Here is a 26,750-nt window from a genome sequence, read left to right on the forward strand (position 1 = left end):
CCTAAGCTTCATTGTCGTCTGACAATGAATCTTTAAGGGGAGCGCGTCGTGGCTGAACAGGGCGACATCGGGGTTCGCCTCAGGGTCTTGGACCTGTTGAAGTCGAACCAGAACGCGCTGACGGAACGCTGGTCGGCGAAGGTGGCCGGGAGCCTGCGCGGGCGTGTGTCCGGGGCCGAGGTCACCGGCGAGTTGCGCGACCTGTTCTCGGCGCTGCTCGCCGGGCTCGAGGCTGGGACCCGCGACGACGAGTTGGAGGGTTCCGGGAGCGAGTCGTTCGGCGAGCTGCGAGCCCTGTTGTCGGAATTGTCCCGCAATCGGGCCCGGCAGGGCTTCACGCCGTCCGAGACCGCCATTGGCGTGTTCGGGCTGAAGGAAGTGGTCTTCGACCTCGTCGCGAGCGAGCAGCCGTCGCTGGCGAACTACCAGACCGCGGAAAGGCTCGCGCGGCTGCTGGACGCGTTCGGCCTGTTCACGTTCGAGACGTACTCCAGGGCACGCGAGGAGGTCATCTCCGACCAGACGGAACAATTGCTGGAGTTGTCCACCCCGGTGGTGAAGCTGTGGGACGGAGTCGTGGCGGTGCCATTGGTGGGCACCCTCGATTCGGCCCGCACCCAGGTGGTGATGGAGAAACTGCTCCAAGCCTTGGTGGACACGGGCTCGGAACAGGCGATCATCGACATCACCGGCGTCCCGGCCGTCGACACCCAGGTCGCCCAGCACCTGTTGAAGACCGTCGTGGCCGCGCGCCTGATGGGCGCCGAGTGCACCATCTCCGGGATCAGCCCACAGATCGCGCAGACCATCGTCGCGCTGGGCATCGAGTTCGGGGACATCGCCACGAAGGCCTCGCTCGCCGACGCGCTGTCCCACGCCCTGCGCCGCAGCGGGGTGGAGGCACCCCGCTCCTCGCCTGCCCGGAGGTCGTGATGGAACGTGTGCCGATCCTGAAGATCGGTGACGTCCTGCTGGTGTCGATCCAGGTCGACCTCCAGGACGAGAGCGTGCTCGCGTTGCAGGAGGACCTGTCCGAACGCATCGTGCGGACGGGTGCGCACGGCGTCGCCATCGACATCTCCGCCGTCGAGATCGTCGATTCCTTCATCGGCCGTATGTTCGCCACGATCGCAGCCGTCTCGCGCATGCTCGACGCGGAGACCGTGGTGGTGGGCATGCGGCCCGCGGTGGCGATCACGCTGGTGGAACTGGGGCTGTCGATGGGTGGGGTGCACACGGCGCTCGACCTGGAGAAGGGACTGGCATTGTTGGCACGCCGGCGGGCGAACCTGTTCGGTGACGCCCCGATCGACGTGTCCGGCGGATGACCACGCCGAGCGCCGGCCCCACGGACGGGGATACCGAGGCCCAGATCCAACCGATCCGCGGCAATGACGATGTGGTGCGCACCCGTCAGGCGGTGCGGGAGTCGGCGCAGCGCATCGGCCTGTCCCTGGTCGATCAGACCAAACTGGTCACGGCGGCCAGCGAACTCGCCCGCAACACACTCATCCACGGCGGCGGGGGCACGGCCTACCTCTGGGTCGCGGAAAAGGGTCGGCGGCGCGGGGTGCGGGTGCGGTTCGTCGACGAGGGCCCGGGCATCCCGGACCTCGACCAGGCCCTGACCGACGGCTGGACCAGTGGCAACGGCATGGGTCTGGGACTGAGCGGGGCACGTCGACTCGTCGACGACTTTCACATCGACACCGAGGTCGGGGGCGGCACGCGCGTGGAGATCGTGAAGTGGTCGCGATGAGCACCGGTACGAACGGACCCGCGAACCGCGAGGCAAGCATGTCGCCAGGGCCCCCACGCGCGACGGACGTGTCCTGGTTTCGCCACGGCGATCCGAGCATGCCGGCCGCGGTGCGGCGCGCCGCGACCGCGCTCGCGCACCGTCTGGGCTTCGACGCCGTGCGTTCCGAGGAGATCGGGATCGTGGTCTTGGAGGCCGCCACGAACCTGCACCGGCATGCGGACGACGGCGCCGTCCTGCTGCGGTCGGTGTATTCGGGCGCGCGCGTCGCGATCGAGGTGGTGGCCGTCGACAGCGGCCCCGGGATCTCCGACGTCGCGTGGGCGAGTACCGACGGCAACTCGAGCCGCGGCACGCTCGGAATCGGCCTGGGCGGCATCCTGCGCCTGGCGGACGACGCCGACCTGTTCTCGCTCCCCGGTCGTGGAGTCACGTTGGCCCTGCGCTTTCGGAGCCGGGCGCCGGGCGACGGGGCATGGGACGAGGTGGCCGGACTGACGCGGCCGATCAGCGGCGAGACGGTGTGTGGCGACGCGTACGCCGTGCGTGTCGACGAGGGGACGACCACCGTCATGGTGTGCGACGGTCTGGGGCACGGTCCGATGGCCGCACGCGCCTCCGACGTCGCGGTGCAGGCTTTCGAGGCCGCTCCCCCGGGACGACCCGACGCCTACGCCGATCACCTGCATCGGGCGATGAGCGGCACCCGCGGCGGCGCGCTCTCCATCGCACAACTCGACACGGCCGGCGGCGTCGTACGCTTTTGCGGCATCGGTAACGTCTCCGGCACGATCCTGAGCGACGGGCCCCGCCGGGGCATGGTCTCCCTGCCCGGCATCGCCGGCCAGCACGCACGCACCCGGCGCGTGTTCGAGTACGACCTGCCTGCCGGAGCGATGGTCGTGCTGCACTCCGACGGACTGACCGAACGCGGACGCGCCGCCGACGCTCCCGGTCTGACGTCGCACACACCGCTCGTGGTCGCGGCGACGCTGCTGCGCGACGCGGGCACTCGCTCCGACGACGCGTGTGTCGTGGCGGTCAGGGCGCCCCGGAAGACCGGTTGATCGTGGACGACCGACGCTCGCGATGGCAGGCCACGATCACACCCCTGACCAGGTGCCCCCTGCGCGGCGCCCATGACGTCTTCGTCGTGCGGCAACTCGCGCGCAACGTCGCCGAGGCCGTCGGCCTCGGCCGCCAGGACCGCGTGCGGGTGGCCACCGCCCTGAGCGAGATCGGCCGCGAACTCATCGACGTCGTCGGCCCGGCCGTCGTCGAGTTCGGCGTCGAACTCGACGGTGTCGGACCCTCTCTCGTTGTGGAGATCGCCTGGGATACACCGGGACCGAACGGCGCGGGCGTCATGCCGCCCACGGTCGGCGCCGCGGAACGCCTGATGGAAGACGTCGAGCGGCTCGAGGGCCGCATCGTGGTCCGCAAACGGCTGGTGAACTTCCGACCCGGCGACGTGGAGCCGGCCAGAGCGGCCTTGGCCGCCTCGAGTCCGCGCAGCGCGCTGGAAGAACTCCGCTCCCAGAACCAGGAACTGCTCAACGCGCTCGACGACCTCCAGGCCCGCCAGGACGACCTGCTGCGCCTCAATGACGAACTCCAGGAAACCAATCAGGGTGTCCTGGCGCTGTACGCGGAACTGTCCCAGGAACTCGCGGACACCAACACCGGCGTGGTCGCGCTCTACGCCGAACTGGAGGAGAAGACCCGGCAATTGCACGTGATCGCCGAGACCCGCACCCGGTTCTGGGCCAATGTCAGCCATGAACTGCGCACGCCGGTCAACTCCGTCATCGGCCTCGCCCGCCTGCTCCTGGATCCCGCCGCCGACCCGCTCACCGAGGAGCAGCGCCGCCAGACGACTCTGATCGAGTCGTCCGGCGCCACGCTCTCGACCCTGGTGAACGAACTCCTCGACATCGCCAAGGCCGAGTCGGGACGCATGGAGGCGCACCTGACCCCGGTCGACCTCGTCGAACTGCTCACCCACATACACGGCGTGATGCACCCGGTCGCGGCCCCGGACGTCGCGTTCCGCCTGGACGTCGGCGATCATCCGCCCACGGTGGTCACCGACGAGGTCGTCCTCACCCGGGTCCTGCGCAATCTGTTGTCCAACGCTCTGAAGTTCACCGAACACGGCGAGGTCGTGCTCGTCGCGGGCCACGACCCGCTCGCCCAGCAGTTGGTGCTGACCGTCCGCGACACCGGCATCGGCATCACGGCCGACCATCTCGCGCAGGTCTTCGAGGAGTTCTACCAGATTCCCGGCCCCTTGCAGGCGCGGTCGGCCGGCACCGGCCTCGGGTTGCCCTACGCCCGCAGCCTCACCCGCCTGCTCGGAGGCACGCTCACTCTGGAGAGCACCCCGGGCGTCGGAACCACCGCCACCGTCCGGCTCCCCCTGCCCACCGCGACCTCCGCGCCCTCGGGGGAGCACGCGCTCCGGGTCGACCACGCGCTCGTGATCGACGACGATCCCGCCTTCCGGGAGGTATTTCGCGCGCTTGCTCGGCCGCTCGTCACCCGACTGGTCGAGGCGGGCGACGGCGCCCTCGGTCTCGCCCTTGCCGCCGAGGACCCGCCCGACGTGATCTTCCTCGACCTCCACATGCCCGATCCCGACGGATTCGAGGTCATGCGGCGGCTCGCGGCGCACCCCACACTCTCGCGCGTACCGGTCGTGGTGGTGACCTCGCTCGATCGATCGATGCTGCTCGAACGCGTCGCGGCGGTGTACAGCCTCCCCAAGACCGGCCTGACCACCGACGACATCGCCCACGCTCTCGACGTGTCGCGAGCCGACCACGCCGACGGAGGCGCCACGTGATGCGAGCCCCCGCGACCGCCGCGGATCACCGTGCCGCGCCCCAGGCCGCCGCCACCGTTTTGGTCGTCGACGACACCGAGACCAAGCGCTACATCCTCGGCAGCTGGCTCCGGCGGGCCGGGCACCGCGTCGTCGAGGCCGCGACCGGCGCGGAGGCATTGGACCTGGCCTTCGCCGCCGCCGACGAGGGCGAACCGCTGGACGCGGCCATCGTCGACGTACGCCTTCCGGACGCCAGCGGCTTCGAGGTGTGCGAGCGCCTGAAGTCCGACGCCCGTACCGCCTCCGTGCCGGTGGTCCACGTCTCCGCGTCCGCCATCACGGTGAGTGAGCGCGCCCAGGGTCTGTACCGGGGCGCGGACGCCTACCTCGTCGACCCCATCGATCCCGACGTACTCCTGGCCACCCTCGAGTCCGCGCTGCGCTACTCGCGTGCGCGCCGTCGCGCCGAACACACCGCGGCGGTGTTGTCCGAACTCGCCCGCGCGACGATGCTCGTGAACGCCGCCTCCACTCTCGAGGAACTCGGCGACGCCATCGCGACGGGAGCCTCCCTGATCAGTCGAGGGCCGGCCGCCTCCTATGTCCAGGGCGAGGGCGGCATCGCCCGCCGCACCGTGATCAGCGAATTCGGCCTCGATCCCCGACAGGGGCACGTTCCGCCGACACTGTTCGACGCCCTCTCGCGTCTGACGAATCTCCACGAGAGCACGGGCTCGACGTCCGTCGTGATCAGTGCCGAGAACTGGCTGCGGACGCTCCCGGACAGCCTCGCCGACGGCAACGTCCGTCTGGCGATCTGCCGGACCAAGGCCAGCCGTCCGCCCACCGCCCTCGCCGTTCCCGCGACCGCCGCCCGCGACCCCGAGGAGGAGCGGGCGCTGCGCGAACTCGCGCGCACCGGAGCCCTCGCCGTCGAGGCGTTCCGCTCCCACGCCCAGGAGCACGCGCTCGCCCTGTCGCTCCAACGCACCTTCCTGCCGTCCCGGTTGCCCTCGTCCGACTCGGTGGACATCGTGGTGCGCTACCGTCCCGCGTCCGACGAGACCGAGATCGGCGGCGACTTCTACGAGGCCGTCCCGATCGGCGACCGCCTGCTCGTCGCCATCGGCGACGTCGCCGGACACTCCCTGCACGCGGCGACCATCATGGGCGAACTACGCCACGGACTGCGGGCCTACGCGAGCGAGGGGCACGAACCGCACACGATCCTCGAACGCCTCAACGCCATGTTGATGCGCTATCACCCATACGAGACCGCGACGGTGTGCGTGCTGATGCTCGACCCCGGCACCGGGACGATCGACATCGCCAACGCCGGCCACCTGCCCCCGCTGATCGTGACCGCGGACGGTGATACGCACTACCTCACGGTCGCCGGCGCACTGCTCGGACTGGAAGTGCCCAGGCCCGAGACCGTACGCCACGAACTGCCCGCGAAGGCGACCATCCTCCTGTACACCGACGGCCTCGTCGAGGAACGCACCAGCGACTTGGACGCGGGCATGGCACGCCTGCGCACCGAGACACTCCGGGACGAGTCCTTCCGCACCGACCTGAACGCCCTCGCCGACCATCTCCTGTCCGCCCTCGAAGGCGACGAACGCGACGACATCGCCCTTCTCCTGCTGCGCAGGACCAGGTAGCCGTCCCGCAGGCGACGGTCGGCGGCCTCGCACGCCCGGTTGCATCCAGGTCGAACAAGACGCACCGACACGGCGGCCCGCGCGATGAACCGGTCGAAACTACAGCGGGAACGGCACTGCGGATTCCTGACGGAGCGAAACCGCGAACGGGAGCGGGACGTCCGACAGGATCCAGAGCTCGACGCCGGGCTCGTCCCAACGCGGGCGGCAGGCGTACGCCTTGTAGTGGGGGTTGTTCAACAGGCCCACGGCGTACTGCTCGCAGGCGTAGGTGGACGAGAACGCCCGCTTGTACCGCCACTGGAAGTCGTCCGGCGCGGCCGGGCTCGTGCCGGTGGATGTGGTGGGCGCCGCAGTAGGCGCCGTGCCGGGCGCGGCGACGGCGGGAGCGACGGCGGAGAGCGCACCGAGGGCCAGGCCGACGGCCAGGACTCCCGACACCCTACGAAGCTTGCGGTTCATGGACCTTCCTTTCGGGGAACGACCGACGGGTGTCGGCCGCCGGATCAAACGACCCGACCATCAGATTGAACGGGGTCCGGCATGATCCATGTGACCTAATCCGCAAGGAAGTACGTTGAATTTTAAGGGAGTTCACGCCCGGAGGGCCCCTCACCGATCGGTGGGAACCGCTGCCCCGACGGCAGGGACCACTACGGCAGTCGGGAGCCGATGCGGAGGAGGGCGTCGCCCGAGCCGTCGGGGGACGTGGGGGCGCGTGAACGCGGCGGGGTGCCGTCGGCGCGACGACGTGGGGTTACAAGCCGATGCAGGCCGCGAATGCCGGGCCGTAGGGCACGGCGTCCTCGCCGATTGCCGCCGACAGGGCGGGAATTGCGGCGCCGGCAGCCGCTTGGCGCCCTCGAGGAGTCCGCTCGCGTCGAGCCCCCGGCGTGCGGGACCGGGTGAATGTCCGTGCCCCGTCCGGCATCTCCGCCGCCTCGTTCCAGCGCGCGACAGCGCCCTCCTGCTCGGGGCCGGCAGCTTCGAGTCCACTTGAGGTCAAGGGCCGGTGAACCGTCATGGAGGAGACCGACCGTGCCGGGTACTTCGCCCGGCCCGCTCCCCCGCCGCCGGCCCGCACGTGCGTGGGGCCGGTACCGATGGGTATCGGCGCCGGCCCCGGGTCGCTCGTGTGCGTCGTCAGTCCTTGAGGGCGTCCTTGACGTGTTCGCCGGCCTGCTTGAGGTCGCCCTTGACCTGGTCCGCACGGCCCTCGGCTTCGAGCCGCTCGTTGCCGACCGCGCGTCCGGCGGTCTCCTTGGCCTTGCCCTTGACCTTGTCGGCCATGTTGTCGGCCTTGTTCGCGGCGCTCATGCGTACTCCTCCGGATCGACGATGACGTCCCACGCCTGCCCCGACCTTCCCGATTCACACCCCGGTCGAGACGCCGGAACACGACCCCCACCCCACGCATGCCGGCGTGTTGTTGGGCAGCCCACGACCTGAGGCGGCCCTCTTGTCCGCTCCTACCGTCCCGCGTCATCCACCATCGAGTTCCGGGGACACCGGTGCCCGCCGCCCACGGTGCGTCGGCCACAATGAGCCGATGCACCGAATACCCATCCCATCCCAGCCCTTGCCCCCGGGCGCCAACACGACCGTGCCCACCGCCGTCATGGACGTCACCCTGGCGTGGACGCCCGGGCCCGGCACGCCCACTCTGGATCCGTGCGCGCTGCTGCTGGGCACCGACGGACGAGTGCGCTCGGACGCCGACTTCGTCTTCTACAACCAGCCGTCGGGCGCCGGTGGCGCGGTGCGCTGCATCGGCGCGTCGGGGGATGAAGGCGAAGGGGCGGGCGTGCGGATTTCGCTCGGCGACCTGCCCTCCGACGTCGAACGCGTGCTGGTGGCGGCGTCGACCGACGGTGGGCGATTCGGCGACGTCGGCGACCTGGTCACGTACGTCGCGTCGGCCGACGAGCAAAAGCCACCCGGCGCGGGCGCGTTCGCGGCGCGGTGCCCGAGCCCCGGCGGCGGCACGGAGACGCTGCTGGTCGTGGTCGAGTTCTATCGCCGCCAAGGCGGCTGGAAGCTACGGTCCGTCGGGCAGGGGTACGCCACCGGTCTGGCGGGCCTGGCCACCGACTACGGGGTGGACGTCGCCGGCGAATCGGCCGAGTCGGAAGCCGCCCACACGGCCGCCGGCGCCGCGGCGCCGATCGCGGGCGTGCCCGCACCGGCTCTCGCGCCGGCGCCCGTCGCGGCGGTCGCGGATACCGCCGGTGACACCTCGGCCCTGCCCGCCGATCTCGCTCGGCGGGTCGACCTGCGCAAGGAGCAGGTGGCCGTGTGTCTGGAGAAGAAGGGGCTCCGCGGCGTCCGGGCACACGTGGTGCTCGTCCTGGACGCCTCCGGGTCCATGTACGACGTGTACGGAAACGGCACCGTCGCGCGCATGCTGGAGCGCCTGGCGCCGGTCGCGGCCCGCCTCGACGACGACGGCGCCATGGACGTGTGGTTGTACGCCGACCGCACCCAACGGCTCCGGGACCCGTTGCGCATACCCGAACTCAAGCGCTGGATAAAGCAGTTCCGCAAACTGCCGGAGTCCGTCGGCGTGGGCAACGACGAACCCGTGGCGATGCGCGAGTTGGTGTCCGCCTACCGCCGCCGCGCCGACGGACTACCCACCCTCGTCCTGTTCGTAACCGACGGCGACGTGTGGGCCGACGAGGAGATGGCCCGCATACTCACCTCCGCGGCCGAACACCCCGTGTTCTGGCAGTTCCTCGGACTGGGGAGCAGCGAGTACGGCATCCTCGAACGCCTCGACACCCTGCCAGGCCGCGTCGTCGACAACTGCAATTTCTTCGCCCTGGACGACATCGACTCGGTCACCGACGACGACCTGTACGACCGCCTGCTCGGCGAGTTCCCCCGATGGCTCGTCGCCGCCCGCGCGGCACGGCTGCTCGGCTGAACCACCGGCACCCCGCCCCCGCGCGACCGACCGCACCGGGCCCGGCCGGCTCGGCACGGTCGGGGCGGGCAGCCCCGTGTGCCCGCCTGGACGATCTCCGCCGCGCCGGGACGGGCCGCGCCCTCGGGTCACGTCTTCATGTCCCTTGCGGTGACGCCGTCCGGACTACCTGGCGCCGCCGAATCGATCGAGGGCCGTGAGCGCCAGGGTCGGCGGTGGTTGTGACGGAACTGCTCGGCGTCCGGCAGGTGGAGTACACCCTGGCGGTCGCGCGTATCGAACCGCCCGCCGACGTCCCGCAACCGGTGTCGGCTCACGACCGGGCTGCCGAGCCGGAGATCGCGGCCCGGCGCAACCATCCCGGGTAGGGACGTGGACGGCATCAGGGCCGGCTCGGGCGCGGCCGGACGGGTCCGGGGCCGGGTTGTGTTCCTTCGCGCTGCTCGACGAGGAGGGTGTTGAGTGCGGCGCGCAGAATCGCCGTGTCGACGTCGAGCAGAATCGGCAGCTTCACCGGCGGCAGCGGGCCGGCGGCGCCGGCGCGTTCGACCAGCACGTAGCTTTGCGGTGCCCGCCCCGCGGCGATCCCGGTCCGGAACTCGGTCACGTCCTCCCACGCCACGACGCGCCGCCCGCGGACCGCGATGCCGTCCGCGTCGACCCGCAGCCGCACGCGCGGCACAACCAGCCGGACGATCCACACGACCAGGGGCACCAGCAGCACCGCCACAACCGGGACGAGCACCTTCGGCATGTCCGGATTCGGACTCGCGAACGACCCCGCCATCGCCGCGAGCAACGGCACCGTGCAGCCGGCAATGGCCGCGAGGGCCTTCGTGGAGGTCCGCGCCTCGAACGCGCCGTCGCGCCGAACACCATCGACGACGCGACGCATCGCTTGCCATTCGTCCAGCGGGCTGCGCTCCATGCAGCCACGCTACCGGCACCCTGAGACCTCCCCTCGTCCGTCCCCACTCACCCGCCCCCTGGTCACCGACACCACCTGCTCCTTGCGGAACAGGGAAACCGGCACGCTCGTACGCGACGCGCGCCGCCTCTCGACCGGGCCGGGTTGGGGAAGCCGCGTGTGGATCGCGTCGTTGTCGGGGTGGTCGCCGATCTCGTCGGTGAGCGCATGCCGGGTGGTGGAGGCGGTGAGCCGGGCGGCGGTCGCGAGGCGATCCGGCCGGTCTCGATCGTACCGAGAAGAGCGAGTTCGGCCGGGGCGCGGTCGTAGCGATCCGGGTCGCGTCGGGCGTGCACGGGCCGGGAGATCTCTCCAGGACGCGGCCCGCACGTCGCTCCTGTTGCACGGCACGGTAGAGCGTCGTCAGCGACGGCAGGGCCTGGTCCGGGTGTTCCCGCATCCAGTCGTGCAGGGCCTTCACGTTCCCGCCCAGGTCCGACAGGCGTCCCCTCGACGCGTCCGTGATGGTGAAAGACAGCCGCCGGGCGGGTTCCGCCCGTCCAAACTCGCGGGCGATCGCCCGCCACCGCCATACGGTGCGCTCCGACACCCGGGCCGCAGCCGCGGCGATCCGCACGTACACCGTCTCCGGGGGGTGCCCGGCGCCGGCGCGAACCGCGGACCGATCACCACAGACCAAGGTCCCAGGTCACCAAGCACAGACCACCATTCTCACTCGGCGCCGCACCCAGGTCGGAACAGCGCACCTACACAACGCTACTGAGACGACGCGCCCCGGGACCCGCCGGCAGTATCCATCCCATGGACCTCTCCGAGAGTTTGACGAACTGGCTCGAGTACGACAGCGCCCTGCTCGAAGTAGGCCTGGCACTCGGATTCTTCGGGCCACGGAACCATCCCCAGCAGCACAGCCACATGTTCAAGACGAACAACCCCCTGTGCACGGCCCTGACCCACATCCTGGAGCAGCTGGTCGACATCGGAGTTGTGGAACGGCGAGACGGCCCCACCGATGTCGAATTCTGCTGGTCATCCAAAGGAGCCACACGGGCCCAGGACCTGGAAGCCCTGTGGGCGAAAAACACCCGGACGTAAACCCACGGCCCTGCCACCGCAACAGCGGCCGCAGGACGACACCACCCCTCCCGCCTCGTACGCCAACCGGCGATCACCGCGATCGTGGACGACACCGAACGCACTGCCAAAGCCGGCCTCGACGCGGTTAGCCTCGACCGCCTCGCCGAAACACACCACCGGGCTCGGGCCGCTTTTGGGCCTTTTCGGGCGACCCGGACGTGACTGGAGTCGACCGCACGACCAGTCGAACTGCGTTTCCGGCGGGGCAGTACGAGAACCTGACCGAGTGAGTCAAACTCGGCCCGCTCATCGCCCGGCTGATCGCCGAGCTCATCGAATGGCTGCGCAACGACGACGACCTGGTCCAGGAGCGCGCCACGAACGTACCCCCGCCGGCCGGGAGCAGCGTCGTGATCGTGTCCCTCCCCGCCCCCTGCTCCGTCAACAACCGCGTTCCCGAGGCGACTTCGCGTCCGCGTATACACCGTCCGAACGGCGTGCCCATCGCACCGGCGCGAGCGCGCGCCCGTGATCGTGCCGCTCACGTGTATGGGGACGACCCGTCGGTGGGCGCGGTCCGGCTCCTCCCCGCCGCGTGGAAGCGGGCCTGCCTGCCTCGGTCGCCCGGGACGCGTCATCGGCCCTACAGGTCGGCGCGGGCCAGGAGTGCTTCCGCCTGTTCCCGGGTGAGTATCGGTGGGGCGGGTGGCGGTGTGCGGTCGCCGCCGACGTTGGGGTTGCGGCGGTACGTCAGGATCCACTGGGCGACGGGGTTGTCGGTTCTCAGGGTGGACACGATCCGCTCGCTCAGGGCCGGTGGGGTGTCCGGGCGGGCCGCGATCGCGTTGCGGACGAACATGTCGGGGTCCTCCGCGAGTCGGTCGCGCAGGTTCGCGGGAAGGTCCGGGTGGTCGGCGACGGCCACGCGCACGGCGGGATCCGGGTCGGCGGCCAATTCCGGTGAGGGGCCCGCATGATCGACGGCGGCGGCGCGGGTCTCGGGGTCGGCGAGGAGTGCGGGCAGCAGGTCCGGCGGCGGGACCCATTTGCGGACACTGCTCGTACGGACGTGCGGGTCGGGATCGGTCATCAGGGCCCGACGCACCCGGTCCGGGGCGTCGCGCCAGTAGCGGACGATCTCCCGGCGCACACCGGGATCCGGGTCCGCGGCCAGGCGGGCCCGCAGTTCCGGTGGCAGATGATGGTTGCCCGCAAGGAACGTCCGCACGGAGGGATCCGGATCGTCCGCCAGTCGGGCAAGCAGCCCCGGCGGATCGTCGGCGACGCTGCTGGCGATTCCGCACCGGACGATCGGCTCCGGGTGCTCGGCCAGGCGGGCCCTGATATCGGCGGGGACGCAGGCGTTGACCGAGAGGGATTCCCAATCATGAAGTCAAGTCGGGGTGGTGACGCCTCGTGACCGGGTCATCCCGCTGCGGCAGCGGGAGTGAACGTGCTCGCCGCAAAGGTGCGGCCATCGCGGATCAGGGCCCAAAGCACGTTGAGGCGGCGCCTGGCCAGTGCCAGGACGGCCTGCTGGTGCTTCTTCCCCTCGGCTCGTTTGCGCTGATAGAACGCCCTGGAGACGGGGCAGCAGGTACTGGCGACCTGGGCGGAGAGGTAGAACATCCGCAGCAGGCGGCGGCTGTAGCGCCGCGGCCGGCGCAAATTGCCGCTGACCTTGCCCGAATCGCGGGGCACGGGGGCGAGTCCGGCAACGCCGGCGAGCCGATCCGGGCTGCCGAAGGCCGCCATGTCTCCGCCGGTGGCGGCGATGAACTCGGCGCCGAGTTGGACGCCGATGCCGGGCATGCTGGTGATCATCTCGGCGTCGCGGTGCTCGCGAAACCGGTCTTCTATCAGGGCTTCGAGTTCCGCGATCTCCCGGTCGAGGGCCATCACCTCCCGTGCGAGGGTGTGGGCCATCCTCGCTGCGGTCTTCTCACCGGGGACGACGGTGTGCTGGGCCTCGGCGGCCGTGACGGCGACGTCGGCGACCCTTGCTGGAGTGCGGACCTTGCGATTCCCCAACCAGGCGGTCAGCCGCGTGCGGCCGATGCGGCGCAGGGCGGCCGGGGTCTGGTAGCCGGTCAGCAGCAGCAGAGCGGCCTTGGAGTTGCTGTAGTCGAAGGCCCGCTCCAAGGCGGGGAAGAACTCCAGGAGTTGGGCGCGCAGCCGGTTGACGGCCCGGGTGCGATCCGCCGCCAGGTCCATCCGGCGGGCCGTCAGGATTTTGAGGTCGACGGCGATCTCGTCCCAGTCCCGGAGCCTTTGCAGGTCGCGGCGCATGCGGGCCTGATCGGCGATGACGAAGGCGTCCTTGGCATCGGTTTTGCCGCTGCCTCGATAGGCGCCGGAGGCGTGGTGGACGGTCCGGCCCGGGATGTAGAGCAGGCGCTGCTCGTGCGCGACCAGCAGGGCGATCCACAGCGCGGCCCCACCTGCATTCAGGTCCACCGCCCAGGTCACAGGCCCGTCGTCGGCCAACTGCAGGACGTCGCCGAGCAGTTGCAGCAGCTCGGTCTCGTCGTTCGGCACCCGACGGGAGAGCACCACGGTGCCGTTCGCGTCGATTGTGGTGCAGTGGTGCTCCGTCTTGCCCGCGTCCGTCCCGGCCCACAGTTCGGGCACCGGATCCTCCTCCGTCGTGCGTGTGCCTGGCCCCGGCAGACGACTTCGCTGTCACGTCCATGCAAGCGATTCGGTTCGCGTATCCCAATCAGCAGCCGAGTCGTCGCGGGACTTCGGGCGGCCAATCCCTCTGAGCCACGACAGCGGCATACGCATGACAGCCACACCCGGAGTCCCTGGGTGTCCCGATCCTACGAATGACCAGGAACCAACCCGATAAGAAAGGTATGGAACGTATGGAGCCGAGCGCGATGATCTCCTCGATCATCGCCTCGGTCAGGTCCCGGCGCAGCAGCGCCGCCGTGCGGCGGGCCTGCGGGTGTCGAAGCAGGCGCCATACCAGGTCGGGCGCGAGGTCCTTTTGGGCCGCCAGAGCGTCCAGTTCGGCTTCCAGACTCATGGCCGCAGGCTAACGGGTGAGAGGTATACGTCGGTCGTCGTTCGCGGGCCGGCGCATGACCCCCATGATTGTGGGGCGTTGCCCGCCGGCCGACGTGGACGTGGACACCGGGCGCGGTTCGGCGTGCGACGCTCGCCGGTTCCTGCCGGCAGCGTCCGAGGCCGGGGGCAATCGACGCCGGCCTGCGTCGAACGATCCTCGATACCCGGCAAGGTGGTGGGTCCGGGGGTTCAACGCGCGGCCCGGACCGCCGTCCCTGTGGCGTCCGAACCGCGCCCGCCCCGGCGGTTGTCGGGCGCGCGCACAGTACGACGCGAGTTCCCCCGGGAGCGAGACGCGCTTGCGCGAAGTCGGCGGGACATGCCTTCGTCCCGGCGTCACGTCCAGACCATCCGTCATCACCTGCGGCGAGGCATGTCGGTACCTGCGGCCGGGTTGGCTCGAAGTGGCGTTCGTCGAGGCTGGTGGTCCGGATGTCGACGTGGGTCACGGGTGCCCCGTCGACCGGCGTCGGCACGCGATCCGGTCCCTGTCGGTGGGCGGCGGCGTGTTCAGCGTTGTGGTGTCCCACAGTCCGAGGTGGTCCAACCCGGTCGACAGCACTACTTGACCCGCCCTTGGTTCAGCAGGGCGACCTGCCCGAATCGTTCATGGAACTGATGGCCGTGACGCAATCGGCGCCGGGGGCGCACCGGAGCTCACGGAACAAGGAGTGGGCGGTCGTTGCCATGCGGGCTCGCCCTGGCCGACACGGGCCGCCGCCCACGCCGAGATCTTCGAGTGGATCGAAGGACCCTGTTGCCCAGTTCGGGGAATTTACCTCGATCACCCGACGACGCGCTGCGGATCCTCGTCGAGGCGGACGCGCTCGCGCGGGCCCACGGAGCGCACGCCATCGTGCTTCAGGTCGAGGAGGCCCGAGCACGGCTTCACCAGATCGACGCCACCCGGACCGACTCAGGAACGGGCAACCCCCGCGACAGAACAACCGCTTGTATCAGGCACTCTACGCCAGGCGATGGTCATGCCTGTGACAGTCGAAACGATCACGGTCATTCACGCGCCGATCGGCACACAAACACCCCCATGACAGCCGCACCCCACCGAGGACCAACCCAATATAGGACAGGGCCGTTCGATTACAGACCGCCCACCCATCCGCCGTGTGGCCTCGATCGCCGGCCGAGCTGTTCGGCCGGCGATCGAGGCCGTCCGGCGGGGGTGAAGGGTGTGGTTGGTCAGGCTGTGGGGATCGGGGGGTTGTTGTGATGGCGGGTGAGATGGGCGTGGAGGGTGAAGCCGGGCGCACCCGCATCGGTCGGGTTCACGGGAGTGCCCGCGCTCAGGAGTTGTCGGGCCGCCGCGTGGTCGGTCGGGCGGTTGATCGACTCCACCGCCTGCAGTTCGCCCGCGCGGAACCGCAGTACCGAGAACGCGTTCGGGTCGTCGTGACCGAGTATCACTTCCGTGTCGGGAGCCTCGGCGAGGCCGGCAATGTGCACGGTGGTTGCGAACTGGTCGCTCCAGAACCATGGGGGCTCGGTGTAGGCGCTCGGCGTCCCCGTCAGTCGCGCCGCCACCGTCTCGGCGTGGCCGACGGCGTTCTGTACCGACTCCAGGCGCCGTAGGTTACCCGAGCGCACCTGCGGGAAGGCCGCGCAGTCGCCGATGGCCGAGATGTGGGGGTCGCTGGTCACCAGGTGGGCGTCGACGACGATGCCGCCGTTCACTCGCAGGCCGGCCGCCGCCGCCAGATCGGTACGCGGAATCACTCCGATGCCGGTCAGCAGCAGGTCGGCCGGCAGGCGGTCGCCGTCGTCGAGTTCGACCTCCGCGACACGACCCCGGTCGTCCCCGTGCACGGCGGCAACGCCTCGGCCGAACAGCAGCCGAGTGCCCTCCCGGCGGTGCAGCCGGGTGACGTATTCGGCGGTCCGCGCGGAGACCATCCGGGCCAACGGGCGATCGAGGGCTTCGACGACGGTCACCTCGCGACCCGCCCGTCGGGCCGCGGCGGCGAACTCCAGGCCGATGAATCCGGCGCCGACCACCACCGCGTGTCGGGCCGCGCCGAGCGAGGAGCGCAGCGCGTCGGCGTCCCGGACGGTGCGCAGCGTGTGCACGCCGCGCAGTCCGGAGCCCGGTACGCCGAGCGTGCGCGGGCCGGCCCCGGTGGCCAGGACGAGGTGGTCGTATCGGAACGACCGGCCGTCGACCAAGCGCACGGTGCGGGCGGCGGGGTCGATCGCGGTGGCCCAACCTGCGACCAGTTCGATCGAGCGGCGCGCGTAGTAGCTTGTCGGCCGCAGCCGAAGCCCGTCCTCGTCCGTCTCACCGTGGAGGTACGACTTCGACAACGGGGGCCGCTCGTAGGGAAGTTCACCCTCGGCGTCGATGAGCACCAGTCGCCCCTGGTAGCCGTGCCCGCGCAGCGAGGCGGCCACCTGGTAGCCACCCTGCCCGGCACCCACGATCAGCACCGAGTCGATCGTACGCGCCATCACTTCTGCCGCTCGGGCAGGTGCACGATCAGGCCGTCCAAGGCCTCGGTCACCTTGAGTTGGCAGCTCAACCGGCTGCCGGGGCGGCGCGGGCAGGCGGTGAAGTCCAACATGGCGTGCTCGTCGGCCCGGATCGGCTCCGGCTTGTCGAGCGTCGTCTCGTCGACGTAGACGTGGCAGGTGGCGCACTGCAGGTTGCCGCCGCACATGGCGACGATGCCGTCGATGTCGTTGAAGACGGCACCGCGCATGACGCTCGTGCCGACCGGGACGTCGATGGTGTGCTCCGTCGTGTCGACGGCGACATAGGTGATTTCGGGCATGGCGGAACTCCTCGAAGGCGTCCGGGTGTCCGGGCGCGCAACAGGGCGCGGGACCACGGAACGCCGGTCGCATGAGTGGGAAGGTGTACGAACCGTGCCGCCGGCGGGTGCCGCGGAGCGTATGCCCCGCCGACCCGCCGTCTCGTACCGACCGTTCGGGCACGCGACGCCCTGGGCCGGGAAAACGGCAACGGGTCGGACGATAGCAAAGCGTCCCGGGTCGCGCCAGGGTCGGTCATGGGCAGCGCGGTCAGGTTCGTTCGCGCGGTGTCCGAGGGCCGGGCCGACGATGCGTCATCAGTGGCCTGCTGACGGTGAACTCCCGGAAGCGGCGGGCGGCTTCGGAGTGATGGGCCTTCGGGTTCCAAACCAGCTCGAGCACTCGCCGGCAGTTCGGCGCGGCCACGTGTACCCAGGCCACCGGGACGTGGGTGTCGGTGCCGGCCGTCCGGGACATCGCCGGGATCAGGCCGATGCCCAGTCCGGTGCTGATCATGTCCTGGCTGGCCCCCGGCTCGTCCCCCTCGCAGGACAACCGCGGGGAGCGTCCCTCGGCCGCGAACAGGCGGTCCAGCAGGGTGCGTTGCCAGTGGCCGCGGCGGGTCGTGACGAACGGCTCGTCGGCGATCTCGGCGATCGTCACGCTCTCCCGGCCGTCCAGTCGGTGTCCGCGGGGGACGGCGAGCAACACCTCCTCGCGGAGCAGTTCCACGGACTCCAGGTCCGGCCCGGCCAGTGGTTGCGAGGCCACGCAGTAGTCGACCTCCCCCGCGCGCAGTTGGCGGTTCATCTCCTCCACGTTGGATTGGAAGAGCCGCACCTCGGCACCCGGGAAGGCGGCCCGGAAGCCGCCCATCAGGTGGGTGACGGTCAGCAACGTCTCGGAGGCGACGGCGACCCGGCCGAGCCCGGATTCCCGGGCCTCCCGCAGCGCCCGACGCCCGGCGTCCAGTTCGCCCAGCGCCCGATCGACGTGGGCCAGGAATACCGCGCCGTACCGGTTCAGCCGGATACGCCGGCCCTCCCGGTCGAAGAGCGGTGTACCCAGTTCGGCCTCCAGGCGGGCGATCGTGCGGCTCAGCGAGGGCTGGGCGACGTTCAGTTCCTCGGCGGCGCGGCTGATGTGCTCGAGACGCGCAACGACCCGGAAGTGGCGCAGTTGCAGCAAATCCACGGTTGACCTCTGTTGATGTCCGACGAGTCATCAATACATAGCAAAACCGGTCTTGGATTGCATAAGCAGAGGTCGCCTAGCGTCGTCGGCGGGTTCGTCGCACAGCCGGCCGGTGGCAACGCCGGCCGGCTGCATACGCGAGGCGAGGAACCCGTCCGCCGTTCGCCGTTCGCCGATTCGGTTTTCGGTTCGGCTTCCCGATCGACTCCCCTACCACCCACCGTCCGCCGCCCCGGAGGCCGATCGCCCCCAGGAAGGTCGCATCATGAGCGCTGTGGACCTGGCCCGATTCCAGTTCGCGGCCACCACCAGCGTGCACTGGCTGTTCGTCATCCTCACCATGGGACTGGTCCCACTGGTGGCGTTCATGCACACCCGGGCCGCGTACACCCGCGACCCGGCCACTCGCGCGATGCGCGAACGCATGACCCGCTTCTGGGGTCAGCTCTACGTCGTCAACTATGCGGTCGGCATCGTGACCGGCCTCGTCATGGAGTTCCAGTTCGGACTCGGCTGGAGCGGGTTGAGCAGGTTCGCCGGCAACGTCTTCGGCGCGCCACTGGCCCTGGAGACCCTGATCGCCTTCTTCGCCGAGTCCACCTTCCTCGGTATGTGGATCTTCGGCTGGGGTCGTCTGCGCCGCGGTGTGCACGTGACGCTGATCTGGCTGGTCGCGCTCACCGCGTACGCCTCGGCGTTCTGGATCCTGATCGCCAACGGCTTCCTCCAACACCCGGTCGGCTACGAGGTACGCGACGGCACGGCGCACCTGACCGACTTCGGCGCGCTGCTCACCAACGCCAACGCCCTGGTCGCGCTCGGCCATGTCGCACTGGCCGCGCTCACCGCCGGCGGCATCTTCGTGGCCGGTATCAGCGCGTGGCACTTCGCCAAGGGTACCCAGGAGACCGCGTTGTTCCGCGGTTCGCTGCGGCTGGGCGTCTGGGTGGGCATGCTCGCGTCGTTCTTCGTCATCATCGTCGGCAACCTGCAGATGCCGGTGATCCGACGGACCCAGCCGATGAAGGCCGCCGTCATCGAGGGCGGCGGAGTCGGCGAGGAGCAGGCCCGGTTGGTCGCCCGGTACGGTCCCGGGGATTACGTGCCCTGGCAGGGCTGGGTGCGCAACGCGATGGATCTGATGACGATCCTCGGCAACACCGTCTCCACCGTCATGTTCATCGCGGTCTTCCTGCTGCTGAAGGACCTGCTGGTACGGAAACGTTGGCTCGCCTACCTGATGACCGCGATCATCCCGCTGCCCTTCATCGCCTCCGTCGGCGGCTGGGTGGTGCGCGAGATGGGGCGCCAACCATGGCTCGTGTACGGCGAGTTGACCGTCGACGACGCGGTCTCCGACGTCGGCACCGGGTCCCTGGCGGTCTCCTGCGCGCTGTTCGTCGCCATCTTCGTCGCCCTCGCGGCGACCAACTGGACGCTGATCGCCCGCTTCGCGCGGCGCGGCCCGGACGGCGCCCAACTCGGCGCGGGCGACCCACCGGGCGAGGATCCGCGCGACACGGGTGGCGCGGAGGCCGGGCAGACGATCGCGGTGTTCTGAGGACGGCGGTGGATCGTGAATCGAGACGGACTTCCCCGACTTCCCCGGCCGCCTCGGCTTCGCCGAACTCGTCGGCCCGGCCTTCCCGGCCATCCCGGCCATCCCGGCCATCCCGACTTCCCCGATGTCCTCCACTTCGACGATTTCCCCGACCCGACGGAAGGTTGTGCCGCATGAGCCTGGAGATCCTCTGGCTGGCCCTGCTCGGCCTGCTGCTCGCCGGCTACTTCGTGCTCGGCGGCTACGACTACGGCGTGCAGATGTTGTCCCCGTTCCTGGGTGGACGGGGCCCCGATCCGGTCGGCGGTACCGCCGACCCGGCGACGCATACCGATCCGGCCCCGGATGCCGTCCCCGGCTGGCACAACGCCGCGCTCGACGCGATCGCCCCGTTCTTCCTCGGCAACGAGGTGTGGCTCGTCGCCTTCGCCGGCACGATGTTCGGCGCCTTTCCGCATCTGGAAGGCAACCTGCTGTCCGGCCTGTACCCGCTGTTCGTGGCGATCCTGGTCGGTCTGGTACTCGGCAACGCCGCGGTCCAGTTGCGTGGCCGCTCCCGGGATCCCGAAGCGCTGCGCCGATGGGACGTGTTGGTGGTGCTCGGAGGTGTGCTGCCCGCCGTGTGTTGGGGCATCGTGGTGGGCCTGTTGCTGCGCGGCGTGCCCCGCCGGGCCGACAACTCCTTCCACGTCGGTGTCGGTGACGTGTTGGCGCCGTTTCCGCTGACCTGCGGCGTGGCCGTCGCGTTGCTCTTCGCCGGACACGGCGCGGCCTTCGTCGCACTGCGCTCCGACGCCGAACTCGCGGCCACTGCACGGCGTTTGGGTGTACGCCTGCTGGCCGGGTCGGGTGCGGCGAGCGGCCTGGCGCTGGTGCTCTCACTGCTCGGGGCCGGCGCCTCGACGACGAGGACGACCACGTCGGTGGTGCTGTTCGGACTCGTCGCCGTCGCCCTCGCGGCCGGTCGGCGGTTCCTGTCCCGGGGCCGCGACGCCCTGGCGTTCACCGCCACCTGCGTCGCGACCGCGCTGCCGGTACCGCTGATCGGGGCCGGCCAGTACCCGTATCTGCTGACCGCCTCGTCCGGCGCCGGGATCACGGTCCACGACGCCGCCGCCGACCACGCCACGCTCGAACTGCTGATCGGCTTCGGAGTGGTGATCTTCCCGCTGATCCTGGCGTACCAGACCTGGAGTTGGTGGGCGTTCCGCGGCCGTACCGGGATGCGGCACGCCGGCTACTTCTGACCGTCGCCGACCGGCCCCACGACCCGCGGCGATCCGTCCGCGCCGCACGACGCCCCCGGAAGTGAGCACGGGATGAAACCGATCGAACGCCGCTTGTGGCACGAACTACCCTTGGTGCGAAGGTACTTGATGACCTCGACCGGACTCGCCCTGCTCGGTGCCGGGCTCGTCGTCGGTCAGGCCGACCTGCTCGCCGGTCTCCTCGCGGACGGCTTCGCCGGGCAGGGTGCGCACTCCGGCGGTCTCGTCGCCCTGGCCGCCGTCCTCGCCCTGCGTGCCCTGCTCGCCTGGGCGCGCGGCGCCCTCGCCCAACGCGCTGCCGCCGAGGCCGAGTACGCCCTGCGCGAGCGCCTCGCCGCCCGCCTCCGGCGCACCGGCCCCCACCGCCTGGCCGCCCGCCGGCATGGTGAGACGGCCACCCTGCTCACCCGCGGCCTCGACGCCCTCGATCCGTATTTCACCGGCTACCTGGCCACCAGGGCCGCCTGCGCCGTCGTTCCGCTCGTGGTCGTCGGGTGGTTGTGGTGGACCGACTGGACGTCCGCGCTGATCGTCGTGATCACCCTCCCACTGATCCCGGTGTTCGGCGCGCTCGTCGGAATGCACACCGCCCGGCGCACCGCCCGGCAGTGGCGACTGCTCGCTCGGCTCGGCGGCCACTTCCTGGACGTCGTCGCCGGCCTGTCGACGCTGCGCGCGTTCGGTCGCGAGCGTCATCAGGCCGAGGTGGTGCGGGAGATGGCCGACGCCCACCGGCGGGCCACCATGCGGACCCTGCGGGTGGCGTTCCTTTCCTCCCTCGTCCTGGAAACGGTCGCCACCTTGTCGGTGGCACTGGTCGCGGTACCGGTCGGTCTGCGTCTGTCGGCCGGCGAACTGGACCTGCGTACCGCCCTGGTCGTCCTCTTCCTCGCGCCCGAGGCATATCTGCCGCTGCGCGCGGCGGGCGCGGCGTTCCACGACAGCGCCGAGGGCATCGTGGTGGCCGAGCGGGTCTTCGCCGTGCTGGACGAAGAGGAACCCGCAGCGGCGCGTACCGGAGCCGTACACGTGCCCGCGGTCGGACCTGTACCCGTCCCCGACGTCCGGACCGCCCGGTTGTGCCTCGACGCGGTCACCGTCCGTCGGCCCGATCGAGCCACGCCCGCGCTCGACGACGTCTCGCTGACCGTCCACCCCGGCGAACACCTCGCCCTGGTGGGCCCGAGCGGCGCCGGCAAGTCCACCCTGATCTCGCTGTTCCTCGGCTTCACCTGCCCCGGCGCGGGGCGGGTCCTGGTCGACGACGTCGACCTCGCCGCGCTCGACCCCGACGCGTGGCTCGCGCGGATCGCCTGGGTGCCACAGCGCCCGCACCTGTTCGCCGCGACCGTCGCCGACAACATCCGGCTCGGCCGCCCCGACGCGACCGACGCGGAGGTTCGCGCGGCCGCCCGGGCCGCGTGCGCCGACGGTTTCACCGAAGCGCTCCCCCGGGGCTACGACACCATGCTCGGCGAACGCGGCACGGGGTTGTCCGCCGGGCAGCGGCAACGCATCGCACTGGCCCGCGCGTTCCTCAAGGACGCGCCGATCGTGCTGCTCGACGAGCCGACCGCGCATCTCGACCCGGTGAGCGAGGCCGCCGTGACCCGGGCGACCGTCGACCTCGTCCGCGGACGCACCACGATCGTCGCCGCGCACCGCGGGAGCCTGCTGCCGCACGCCGACCGGGTCGTCACCGTCCACGCGGGCGTACTCGGGCCGACCCCGACCCCGGCCGCCGGACGGCCGGTGTTCTCATGAGCGCCGTCGCCTCCCGCCCCACGGTTCGTGTGCTGCGCCCGCTCCTGCCGTACTGGCGCCGCCTGTTGCCGGCCGCCCTCGCCGCCGCCGGCAGCGAACTCGCCGGCGCCGCCCTGACGGCCACCGCCGCCTGGTTGATCACCCGGGCCGCCGAGCGGCCGCCGCTCTCCGCCGTCGCCGTCGCGATCGTCGCCGTGCGTGCCCTCGCACTCGGCCGGGGCACCCTGCGCTACGTCGACCGCCTGCTGGGCCACGACGGTGCGCTGCGCGCCGTCGCCGGCTTTCGCGCGCGGGTGTACGAGTCGCTCCTCCCGCTCGCTCCGGCCGGGAGTCCGGCGTTTCGCAGCGGCGACCTGCTGACCCGTCTGGTGCACGACGTCGACTCCGCGCAGGATCTGCTGTTGCGTGTGCTCATCCCGTGCACCGCGGCCGGCCTGGTCGCGGTGGCGGCCACCGGAACCGCCGTGGTGCTGTTGCCGCCGGCCGGGCTGCTGATCGGGGTGTTGGCGGCCGTCGCGGGCCTGCTCGTGCCCGCGCTGGTGCTCGTGCTCTCCCGCCGGGCCGGCCGGGCGGAGAAGGCGGTACGCGCCGAACTCGCGGCGCTCACCGTCGATGTGACCGCGGGGGCGGCCGACCTCGCCGCGTACGGGGCTCGCGATCGTGCGCACGAGCGGGTCGAGGGCGCCATCACGCGGATCGCCGCCCTGGAACGTCGGGGCGCGCTGACCACGTCGCTCGCGTCCGCGGTCATCCTGATGTTCCAGGCCGCCGCCACGTCCGGGGCCGTCCTGCTGGGCCTGAGTGCCCATGCCGACGGACGGTTGCCCGCCGTGCACCTCACCGTCCTCGCGGTGCTCGCCCTGGTCGCCTTCGACGCCCTGGCCGGCCTGCCCGCCGCCGCCCGCCGACTCGCCGACGTATGGGCCTCCGCCCGCCGCCTCGCCGACCTCATGGACACCCCGCCGCCGGTCGCCGACCCCACGGACCCGGTCCCGCTGCGCGCCGACGGCCCGCTCGGCGTCGAGATCAACGACCTGCGGGTCCGGCACCGTCCCGACGGGCCCGTGGTCCTCGACGGCGTCAGTCTCCTCCTGCCACCCGGCCGCAGGGTCGCCCTCGTCGGCGCCAGCGGCTCCGGCAAGTCGACGTTGATCGCGGCGCTGATGCGGTTCGTGCCGTACGAGAACGGCACCATCCGGGTCGGCGGCCGCGAGCTGCGCGAGTGCGCGGGGGCCGACATCCGCCGCGTCGTCACCGGCATGACCCAGGACGCCCATGTCTTCCACACCACGATCGGGGCCAACCTGCGTCTGGCCCACCCCGACGCCACCGACGACGAGCTGCGCGACGCGGCTCGCCGGGCCCGGCTGCTGGACTGGATCGAATCCCTGCCCCACGGCTGGGAAACGGTGATCGGCGGGGACGGCGCCACCATGTCGGGCGGCCAGCGCCGACGCCTGCTCCTGGCCCGCGCCCTGCTCGCCGACCCGCCGGTCCTCGTCCTCGACGAACCCACCGAGGGCCTCGCCCCGGACACCGCGGCCGCCGTCCTCGCCGACGTTCTCGACGCCACTCGCGGCCGAACGACCCTGCTGGTCACGCACGATCAGGCCGCCCTCACAGCCGTGGACGAGGTCTTCGACCTCACGGGCGGTCGGCTCACCCCGGTGCGCGAGGGCCGGCCGGGGGTGGTGGCCGGGGCCGCGCCCCGTACCCGGTGACGATCCCGCCGCCGTACCGACCGCCCGTCCCCGCCCCGGTGCGGTGGAGGCGGGGACGGGCGGCGCGCGATCAGGCCACGACCCAGGGTCGCATCGCGCTCGTCCGCGGTCACACGGGTACGGGAGTGCCTCCGCGCCCGGCCGTGTTCCGATCTCCTTCACCGGGCGCGGCAGCAACGAGGAAACGGGTGGGACGTGGGTCGGGGCGCCGGCGCCTGCCGCGTCGTCCCCCGCGCCCGTGCCGGACCGCGAACGGCAACGACGGACCCACCGCGCGGTACCCCACCACGGTGGCGACCGCCCCCTGCCCCGGCCCCAGCAATCACACGAGGAACTCACGCTCTACTTCGAGCTCAAGGACCCGGTCACCAACGCCACATGCGACTTCTCCGGCGTGGGCCTGCCGGCTCTGCCCCCGCCGCCGGCACGCGCGACACACGGCATGACCGACCGATCCGACGCCGCACCGAGCGGGCCCTCGAACCGCGACACAGTCCCGCGCCGGCAGATCCCACACCCCGACCGCTCAACGAAGACCACGCGCCGGTGCGTCCCGATGGGTCGGGCCAGAAAGCGTTCGACGGCCTCGCGGGCGCAGGCGTTGGAGGCGGCGGCACCGGCCGGCGCCCGGGCCAGACGAACGAATTGTCGGAATCCTGGGCCGGGTTCGGCCCGTGAACCACAGCAACTCCCCCTGGACGTGTCTACCCGACAGGGGATCCTGGACGTCCTTGCGGGATGGTGCGAACGCGTCGAGCCGAGCCTGGTGTTCATCACGCACGATTTGGCGGCGGCGGGTCGGCTCGCCGATCGGATCGCCGTCCTGGACGGGGGGTGAGGGGCCCAGGGGGCCTGGAGGTTGCCCCATGGGGGCGAACGACACAACGGCACCGACGCGCGTGCGCGCTCTCCTCCGCGCGATGGCGGGATGCCTGGGTTACCGTGACCACCATGTCGACGAAAACAATGCATTTCACCCATTACGTAGTCCAGTCCGGTGACACGCTCACGGCGATCGCGAACATGTTCGGGACGACCATCGATCAGCTGGTCAAGTGGAACAATATTTCCAACCCGAATCTGATCAATACCGGTCAGAAACTCATCGTCAACGAGTCCGACACACCGCACGACACCTTCTACACGGTGAAGTCCGGTGACACGCTCACGGCCATCGCCCACAGGTTCGGCACGACGATCGAGCAACTCGTCAAGTGGAATGGAATTCCGGACCCGGACCTGATCAAGGTCGCACAGCGGCTGATCGTCGCCAAGTCGGTACCGGTGCAGGCCTGAGGACAACACGGGTGAACGGCGGTTGGCATGCCAACCGCCGTTCACCCGCAGCCGTTCGACGCGTATGCCAGGGGTTCAGCAGACGAATTCCGGCGAGCTGGCCCAGAACGTAAGAAACGACCAGGTCTGCGGGCCGCAGATAAGCCCAGGCCGCGTCGTTCAGCCTTCCGGCCGCGCCGAGTGGCGCGCGAATATCCCGCCCGCGCCGATTCAGCCTCCGCGACCCGACCCCAATCCGACTCCGGGTGACTCGTCCGAGGATGGCAGCGCACCTCCCGGGCACGGTCAGCGGCGCAAGCCGTGACGGTGATCGGATCCGATTCCCTGGCGGCGCCGCCGGCGGACAAGGGCGTGTTACCGAAATCGCCAACCGCCCCGTGCCCTTCCTCCCGCGCGACGCGCGAACACCGGCCCGCACCCGTGCCGGGTACGGCGACGTCGTCCGGGTCGTCAGCGGCGACGCAACCCTCGGACACCCCGACACTGTCGCGACAGCGCGCCGACGCGGTGCCGCGTTCCCCCGCCTGTGCGCCCCACCGCACGCGTCGTGTCTTCGCGGCGGAGGACGTCGTCCTCGTTCGTGCCTCCGCCATGGACGTGGTGTCCGTCGCTGTCGGAAGGACCACCGGGACCGAGCGGAACGTATGCGTGCAACGGCCCGTCCGGCGGCGCCGTCGAGCGCCTGTGCCACGGGGCGTGATCGGCGAATCACAACAACGCGATGAACGGCCGGGAGCCCGCAACCGATGTGCGCGCCTCGCCGAAAGCCCCCGGGAACCCGGGGCCGGCCGTGGCCGCGATACTGGGGCACGCTTCAGTGCCCGCGTGGGCCCTGAGCCGCTACCAAACTCTGACACATTGGCCAAGTAATTGACATTCATAATACCGCAGATAAGTCGCAGAATCACGGTCGTCGTGCAGCGCAGGCCA

Annotated in this window: 24 protein-coding genes; 15 read left to right on the forward strand and 9 right to left on the reverse strand. The window is 70.8% G+C overall.

Annotated features, from left to right (window positions below; genetic code table 11):
• The first annotated feature begins 48 nt into the window (after positions 1-48).
• From ACH4XV_RS30245 to ACH4XV_RS30270, 6 genes are read left to right on the forward strand one after another with little or no spacing between them, the layout of a single operon-like run.
• The gene (locus ACH4XV_RS30245; RefSeq protein WP_395795282.1) at positions 49-933 is read left to right on the forward strand and encodes an STAS domain-containing protein; all 885 of its coding nucleotides are present in this window, start codon (positions 49-51) and stop codon (positions 931-933) included.
• Positions 930-1,328: an STAS domain-containing protein gene (locus ACH4XV_RS30250; RefSeq protein WP_395795284.1), complete on the forward strand. Its 399-nt coding sequence runs from the start codon at positions 930-932 to the stop codon at positions 1,326-1,328. The genes ACH4XV_RS30245 and ACH4XV_RS30250 overlap by 4 nt, the downstream gene beginning before the upstream one ends.
• Entirely contained in the window at positions 1,325-1,759 is a 435-nt protein-coding gene (locus tag ACH4XV_RS30255; protein WP_395795286.1) for an anti-sigma regulatory factor, read from the forward strand. The genes ACH4XV_RS30250 and ACH4XV_RS30255 overlap by 4 nt, the downstream gene beginning before the upstream one ends.
• The gene (locus ACH4XV_RS30260; protein ID WP_395795288.1) at positions 1,756-2,826 is read left to right on the forward strand and encodes an ATP-binding protein; all 1,071 of its coding nucleotides are present in this window, start codon (positions 1,756-1,758) and stop codon (positions 2,824-2,826) included. Before ACH4XV_RS30255 ends, ACH4XV_RS30260 begins: the two co-directional genes overlap by 4 nt.
• Positions 2,827-2,828: 2 nt before the next feature.
• Complete coding sequence (locus tag ACH4XV_RS30265; RefSeq protein WP_395795620.1) at positions 2,829-4,604, forward strand: ATP-binding protein; 1,776 nt, start codon at positions 2,829-2,831, stop codon at positions 4,602-4,604.
• A complete protein-coding gene (locus ACH4XV_RS30270; RefSeq protein ID WP_395795290.1) occupies positions 4,604-6,250 on the forward strand; it encodes a SpoIIE family protein phosphatase in 1,647 nt (548 codons plus the stop codon). Before ACH4XV_RS30265 ends, ACH4XV_RS30270 begins: the two co-directional genes overlap by 1 nt.
• Before the next feature lie 99 nt (positions 6,251-6,349).
• On the opposite strand, the gene ACH4XV_RS30275 is transcribed toward ACH4XV_RS30270, so the two are convergent.
• Both ACH4XV_RS30275 and ACH4XV_RS30280 read right to left on the reverse strand, forming a co-directional pair.
• A complete protein-coding gene (locus ACH4XV_RS30275) occupies positions 6,350-6,712 on the reverse strand; it encodes a hypothetical protein (protein WP_395795292.1) in 363 nt (120 codons plus the stop codon).
• A gap of 681 nt (positions 6,713-7,393) precedes the next feature.
• The gene (locus tag ACH4XV_RS30280; RefSeq protein ID WP_380005935.1) at positions 7,394-7,567 is read right to left on the reverse strand and encodes a CsbD family protein; all 174 of its coding nucleotides are present in this window, start codon (positions 7,565-7,567) and stop codon (positions 7,394-7,396) included.
• 232 nt (positions 7,568-7,799) lie between these two features.
• Between ACH4XV_RS30280 and ACH4XV_RS30285 the strand changes: the two genes are divergently transcribed.
• Both ACH4XV_RS30285 and ACH4XV_RS30290 read left to right on the forward strand, forming a co-directional pair.
• Positions 7,800-9,176: a VWA domain-containing protein gene (locus ACH4XV_RS30285; RefSeq protein ID WP_395795294.1), complete on the forward strand. Its 1,377-nt coding sequence runs from the start codon at positions 7,800-7,802 to the stop codon at positions 9,174-9,176.
• A 215-nt stretch (positions 9,177-9,391) separates the two neighbouring features.
• Positions 9,392-9,544, forward strand: a complete 153-nt coding sequence (locus tag ACH4XV_RS30290; protein ID WP_395795296.1) for a hypothetical protein — start codon at positions 9,392-9,394, stop codon at positions 9,542-9,544.
• 14 nt (positions 9,545-9,558) lie between these two features.
• On the opposite strand, the gene ACH4XV_RS30295 is transcribed toward ACH4XV_RS30290, so the two are convergent.
• Positions 9,559-10,104: a hypothetical protein gene (locus ACH4XV_RS30295; RefSeq protein ID WP_395795298.1), complete on the reverse strand. Its 546-nt coding sequence runs from the start codon at positions 10,102-10,104 to the stop codon at positions 9,559-9,561.
• 801 nt (positions 10,105-10,905) lie between these two features.
• Between ACH4XV_RS30295 and ACH4XV_RS30300 the strand changes: the two genes are divergently transcribed.
• Positions 10,906-11,199 (forward strand): hypothetical protein, encoded by a 294-nt coding sequence (locus ACH4XV_RS30300; RefSeq protein ID WP_395795300.1) that lies wholly within the window; start codon positions 10,906-10,908, stop codon positions 11,197-11,199.
• A 625-nt stretch (positions 11,200-11,824) separates the two neighbouring features.
• Here the strand turns inward: ACH4XV_RS30300 and ACH4XV_RS30305 are convergent.
• The 6 genes from ACH4XV_RS30305 to ACH4XV_RS30330 form a co-directional block, all read right to left on the reverse strand.
• Positions 11,825-12,409 carry a hypothetical protein gene (locus ACH4XV_RS30305; RefSeq protein WP_395795302.1) on the reverse strand — a complete coding sequence of 195 codons (585 nt, stop codon included), beginning with the start codon at positions 12,407-12,409 and terminating at the stop codon, positions 11,825-11,827.
• 197 nt (positions 12,410-12,606) lie between these two features.
• A complete protein-coding gene (locus tag ACH4XV_RS30310) occupies positions 12,607-13,812 on the reverse strand; it encodes an IS110 family transposase (RefSeq protein WP_395795304.1) in 1,206 nt (401 codons plus the stop codon).
• An 88-nt stretch (positions 13,813-13,900) separates the two neighbouring features.
• The gene (locus ACH4XV_RS30315) at positions 13,901-14,212 is read right to left on the reverse strand and encodes a hypothetical protein (protein ID WP_395795306.1); all 312 of its coding nucleotides are present in this window, start codon (positions 14,210-14,212) and stop codon (positions 13,901-13,903) included.
• Between the two features lie 1,238 nt (positions 14,213-15,450).
• Positions 15,451-16,713 (reverse strand): NAD(P)/FAD-dependent oxidoreductase, encoded by a 1,263-nt coding sequence (locus tag ACH4XV_RS30320; protein WP_395795308.1) that lies wholly within the window; start codon positions 16,711-16,713, stop codon positions 15,451-15,453.
• Positions 16,713-17,036: a 2Fe-2S iron-sulfur cluster-binding protein gene (locus ACH4XV_RS30325; protein WP_395795310.1), complete on the reverse strand. Its 324-nt coding sequence runs from the start codon at positions 17,034-17,036 to the stop codon at positions 16,713-16,715. Before ACH4XV_RS30325 ends, ACH4XV_RS30320 begins: the two co-directional genes overlap by 1 nt.
• Positions 17,037-17,286: 250 nt before the next feature.
• A complete protein-coding gene (locus ACH4XV_RS30330; protein ID WP_395795312.1) occupies positions 17,287-18,210 on the reverse strand; it encodes a LysR family transcriptional regulator in 924 nt (307 codons plus the stop codon).
• A 265-nt stretch (positions 18,211-18,475) separates the two neighbouring features.
• Between ACH4XV_RS30330 and ACH4XV_RS30335 the strand changes: the two genes are divergently transcribed.
• The 6 genes from ACH4XV_RS30335 to ACH4XV_RS30360 all read left to right on the forward strand — a co-directional run bounded on the left by ACH4XV_RS30335 (position 18,476) and on the right by ACH4XV_RS30360 (position 25,820).
• Positions 18,476-19,771: a cytochrome ubiquinol oxidase subunit I gene (locus tag ACH4XV_RS30335; protein ID WP_395795314.1), complete on the forward strand. Its 1,296-nt coding sequence runs from the start codon at positions 18,476-18,478 to the stop codon at positions 19,769-19,771.
• Positions 19,772-19,944: 173 nt separating this feature from the next.
• Positions 19,945-21,018, forward strand: a complete 1,074-nt coding sequence (locus ACH4XV_RS30340; protein ID WP_395795316.1) for a cytochrome d ubiquinol oxidase subunit II — start codon at positions 19,945-19,947, stop codon at positions 21,016-21,018.
• A gap of 129 nt (positions 21,019-21,147) precedes the next feature.
• Positions 21,148-22,803: a thiol reductant ABC exporter subunit CydD gene (cydD, locus tag ACH4XV_RS30345; RefSeq protein WP_395795318.1), complete on the forward strand. Its 1,656-nt coding sequence runs from the start codon at positions 21,148-21,150 to the stop codon at positions 22,801-22,803.
• Positions 22,800-24,524: a thiol reductant ABC exporter subunit CydC gene (cydC, locus tag ACH4XV_RS30350; protein ID WP_395795320.1), complete on the forward strand. Its 1,725-nt coding sequence runs from the start codon at positions 22,800-22,802 to the stop codon at positions 24,522-24,524. The genes cydD and cydC overlap by 4 nt, the downstream gene beginning before the upstream one ends.
• 700 nt (positions 24,525-25,224) lie before the next feature.
• Complete coding sequence (locus tag ACH4XV_RS30355; protein ID WP_395795322.1) at positions 25,225-25,362, forward strand: hypothetical protein; 138 nt, start codon at positions 25,225-25,227, stop codon at positions 25,360-25,362.
• 113 nt (positions 25,363-25,475) lie between these two features.
• The gene (locus tag ACH4XV_RS30360) at positions 25,476-25,820 is read left to right on the forward strand and encodes a LysM peptidoglycan-binding domain-containing protein (protein ID WP_395795324.1); all 345 of its coding nucleotides are present in this window, start codon (positions 25,476-25,478) and stop codon (positions 25,818-25,820) included.
• Positions 25,821-26,750: the final 930 nt, after the last annotated feature.

The sequence above is a fragment of the Embleya sp. NPDC020630 genome (genome assembly GCF_044334985.1).
Classification (GTDB): Bacteria; Actinomycetota; Actinomycetes; order Streptomycetales; family Streptomycetaceae; genus Embleya.

Coding starts and splice junctions, on each gene's coding strand:
- ACH4XV_RS30285 (WP_395795294.1), top strand. CDS start 7,800: ATGCACCGAATACCCATCCCATCCCAGCCCTTGCCCCCGGGCGCCAAC.
- ACH4XV_RS30255 (WP_395795286.1), top strand. CDS start 1,325: ATGACCACGCCGAGCGCCGGCCCCACGGACGGGGATACCGAGGCCCAG.
- ACH4XV_RS30335 (WP_395795314.1), top strand. CDS start 18,476: ATGAGCGCTGTGGACCTGGCCCGATTCCAGTTCGCGGCCACCACCAGC.
- cydC (WP_395795320.1), top strand. CDS start 22,800: ATGAGCGCCGTCGCCTCCCGCCCCACGGTTCGTGTGCTGCGCCCGCTC.
- ACH4XV_RS30280 (WP_380005935.1), bottom strand. CDS start 7,567: ATGAGCGCCGCGAACAAGGCCGACAACATGGCCGACAAGGTCAAGGGC.
- ACH4XV_RS30360 (WP_395795324.1), top strand. CDS start 25,476: ATGTCGACGAAAACAATGCATTTCACCCATTACGTAGTCCAGTCCGGT.
- ACH4XV_RS30275 (WP_395795292.1), bottom strand. CDS start 6,712: ATGAACCGCAAGCTTCGTAGGGTGTCGGGAGTCCTGGCCGTCGGCCTG.
- ACH4XV_RS30315 (WP_395795306.1), bottom strand. CDS start 14,212: ATGAGTCTGGAAGCCGAACTGGACGCTCTGGCGGCCCAAAAGGACCTC.
- ACH4XV_RS30295 (WP_395795298.1), bottom strand. CDS start 10,104: ATGGAGCGCAGCCCGCTGGACGAATGGCAAGCGATGCGTCGCGTCGTC.
- ACH4XV_RS30270 (WP_395795290.1), top strand. CDS start 4,604: ATGCGAGCCCCCGCGACCGCCGCGGATCACCGTGCCGCGCCCCAGGCC.
- cydD (WP_395795318.1), top strand. CDS start 21,148: ATGACCTCGACCGGACTCGCCCTGCTCGGTGCCGGGCTCGTCGTCGGT.
- ACH4XV_RS30340 (WP_395795316.1), top strand. CDS start 19,945: ATGAGCCTGGAGATCCTCTGGCTGGCCCTGCTCGGCCTGCTGCTCGCC.
- ACH4XV_RS30300 (WP_395795300.1), top strand. CDS start 10,906: ATGGACCTCTCCGAGAGTTTGACGAACTGGCTCGAGTACGACAGCGCC.
- ACH4XV_RS30320 (WP_395795308.1), bottom strand. CDS start 16,713: ATGGCGCGTACGATCGACTCGGTGCTGATCGTGGGTGCCGGGCAGGGT.
- ACH4XV_RS30260 (WP_395795288.1), top strand. CDS start 1,756: ATGAGCACCGGTACGAACGGACCCGCGAACCGCGAGGCAAGCATGTCG.
- ACH4XV_RS30325 (WP_395795310.1), bottom strand. CDS start 17,036: ATGCCCGAAATCACCTATGTCGCCGTCGACACGACGGAGCACACCATC.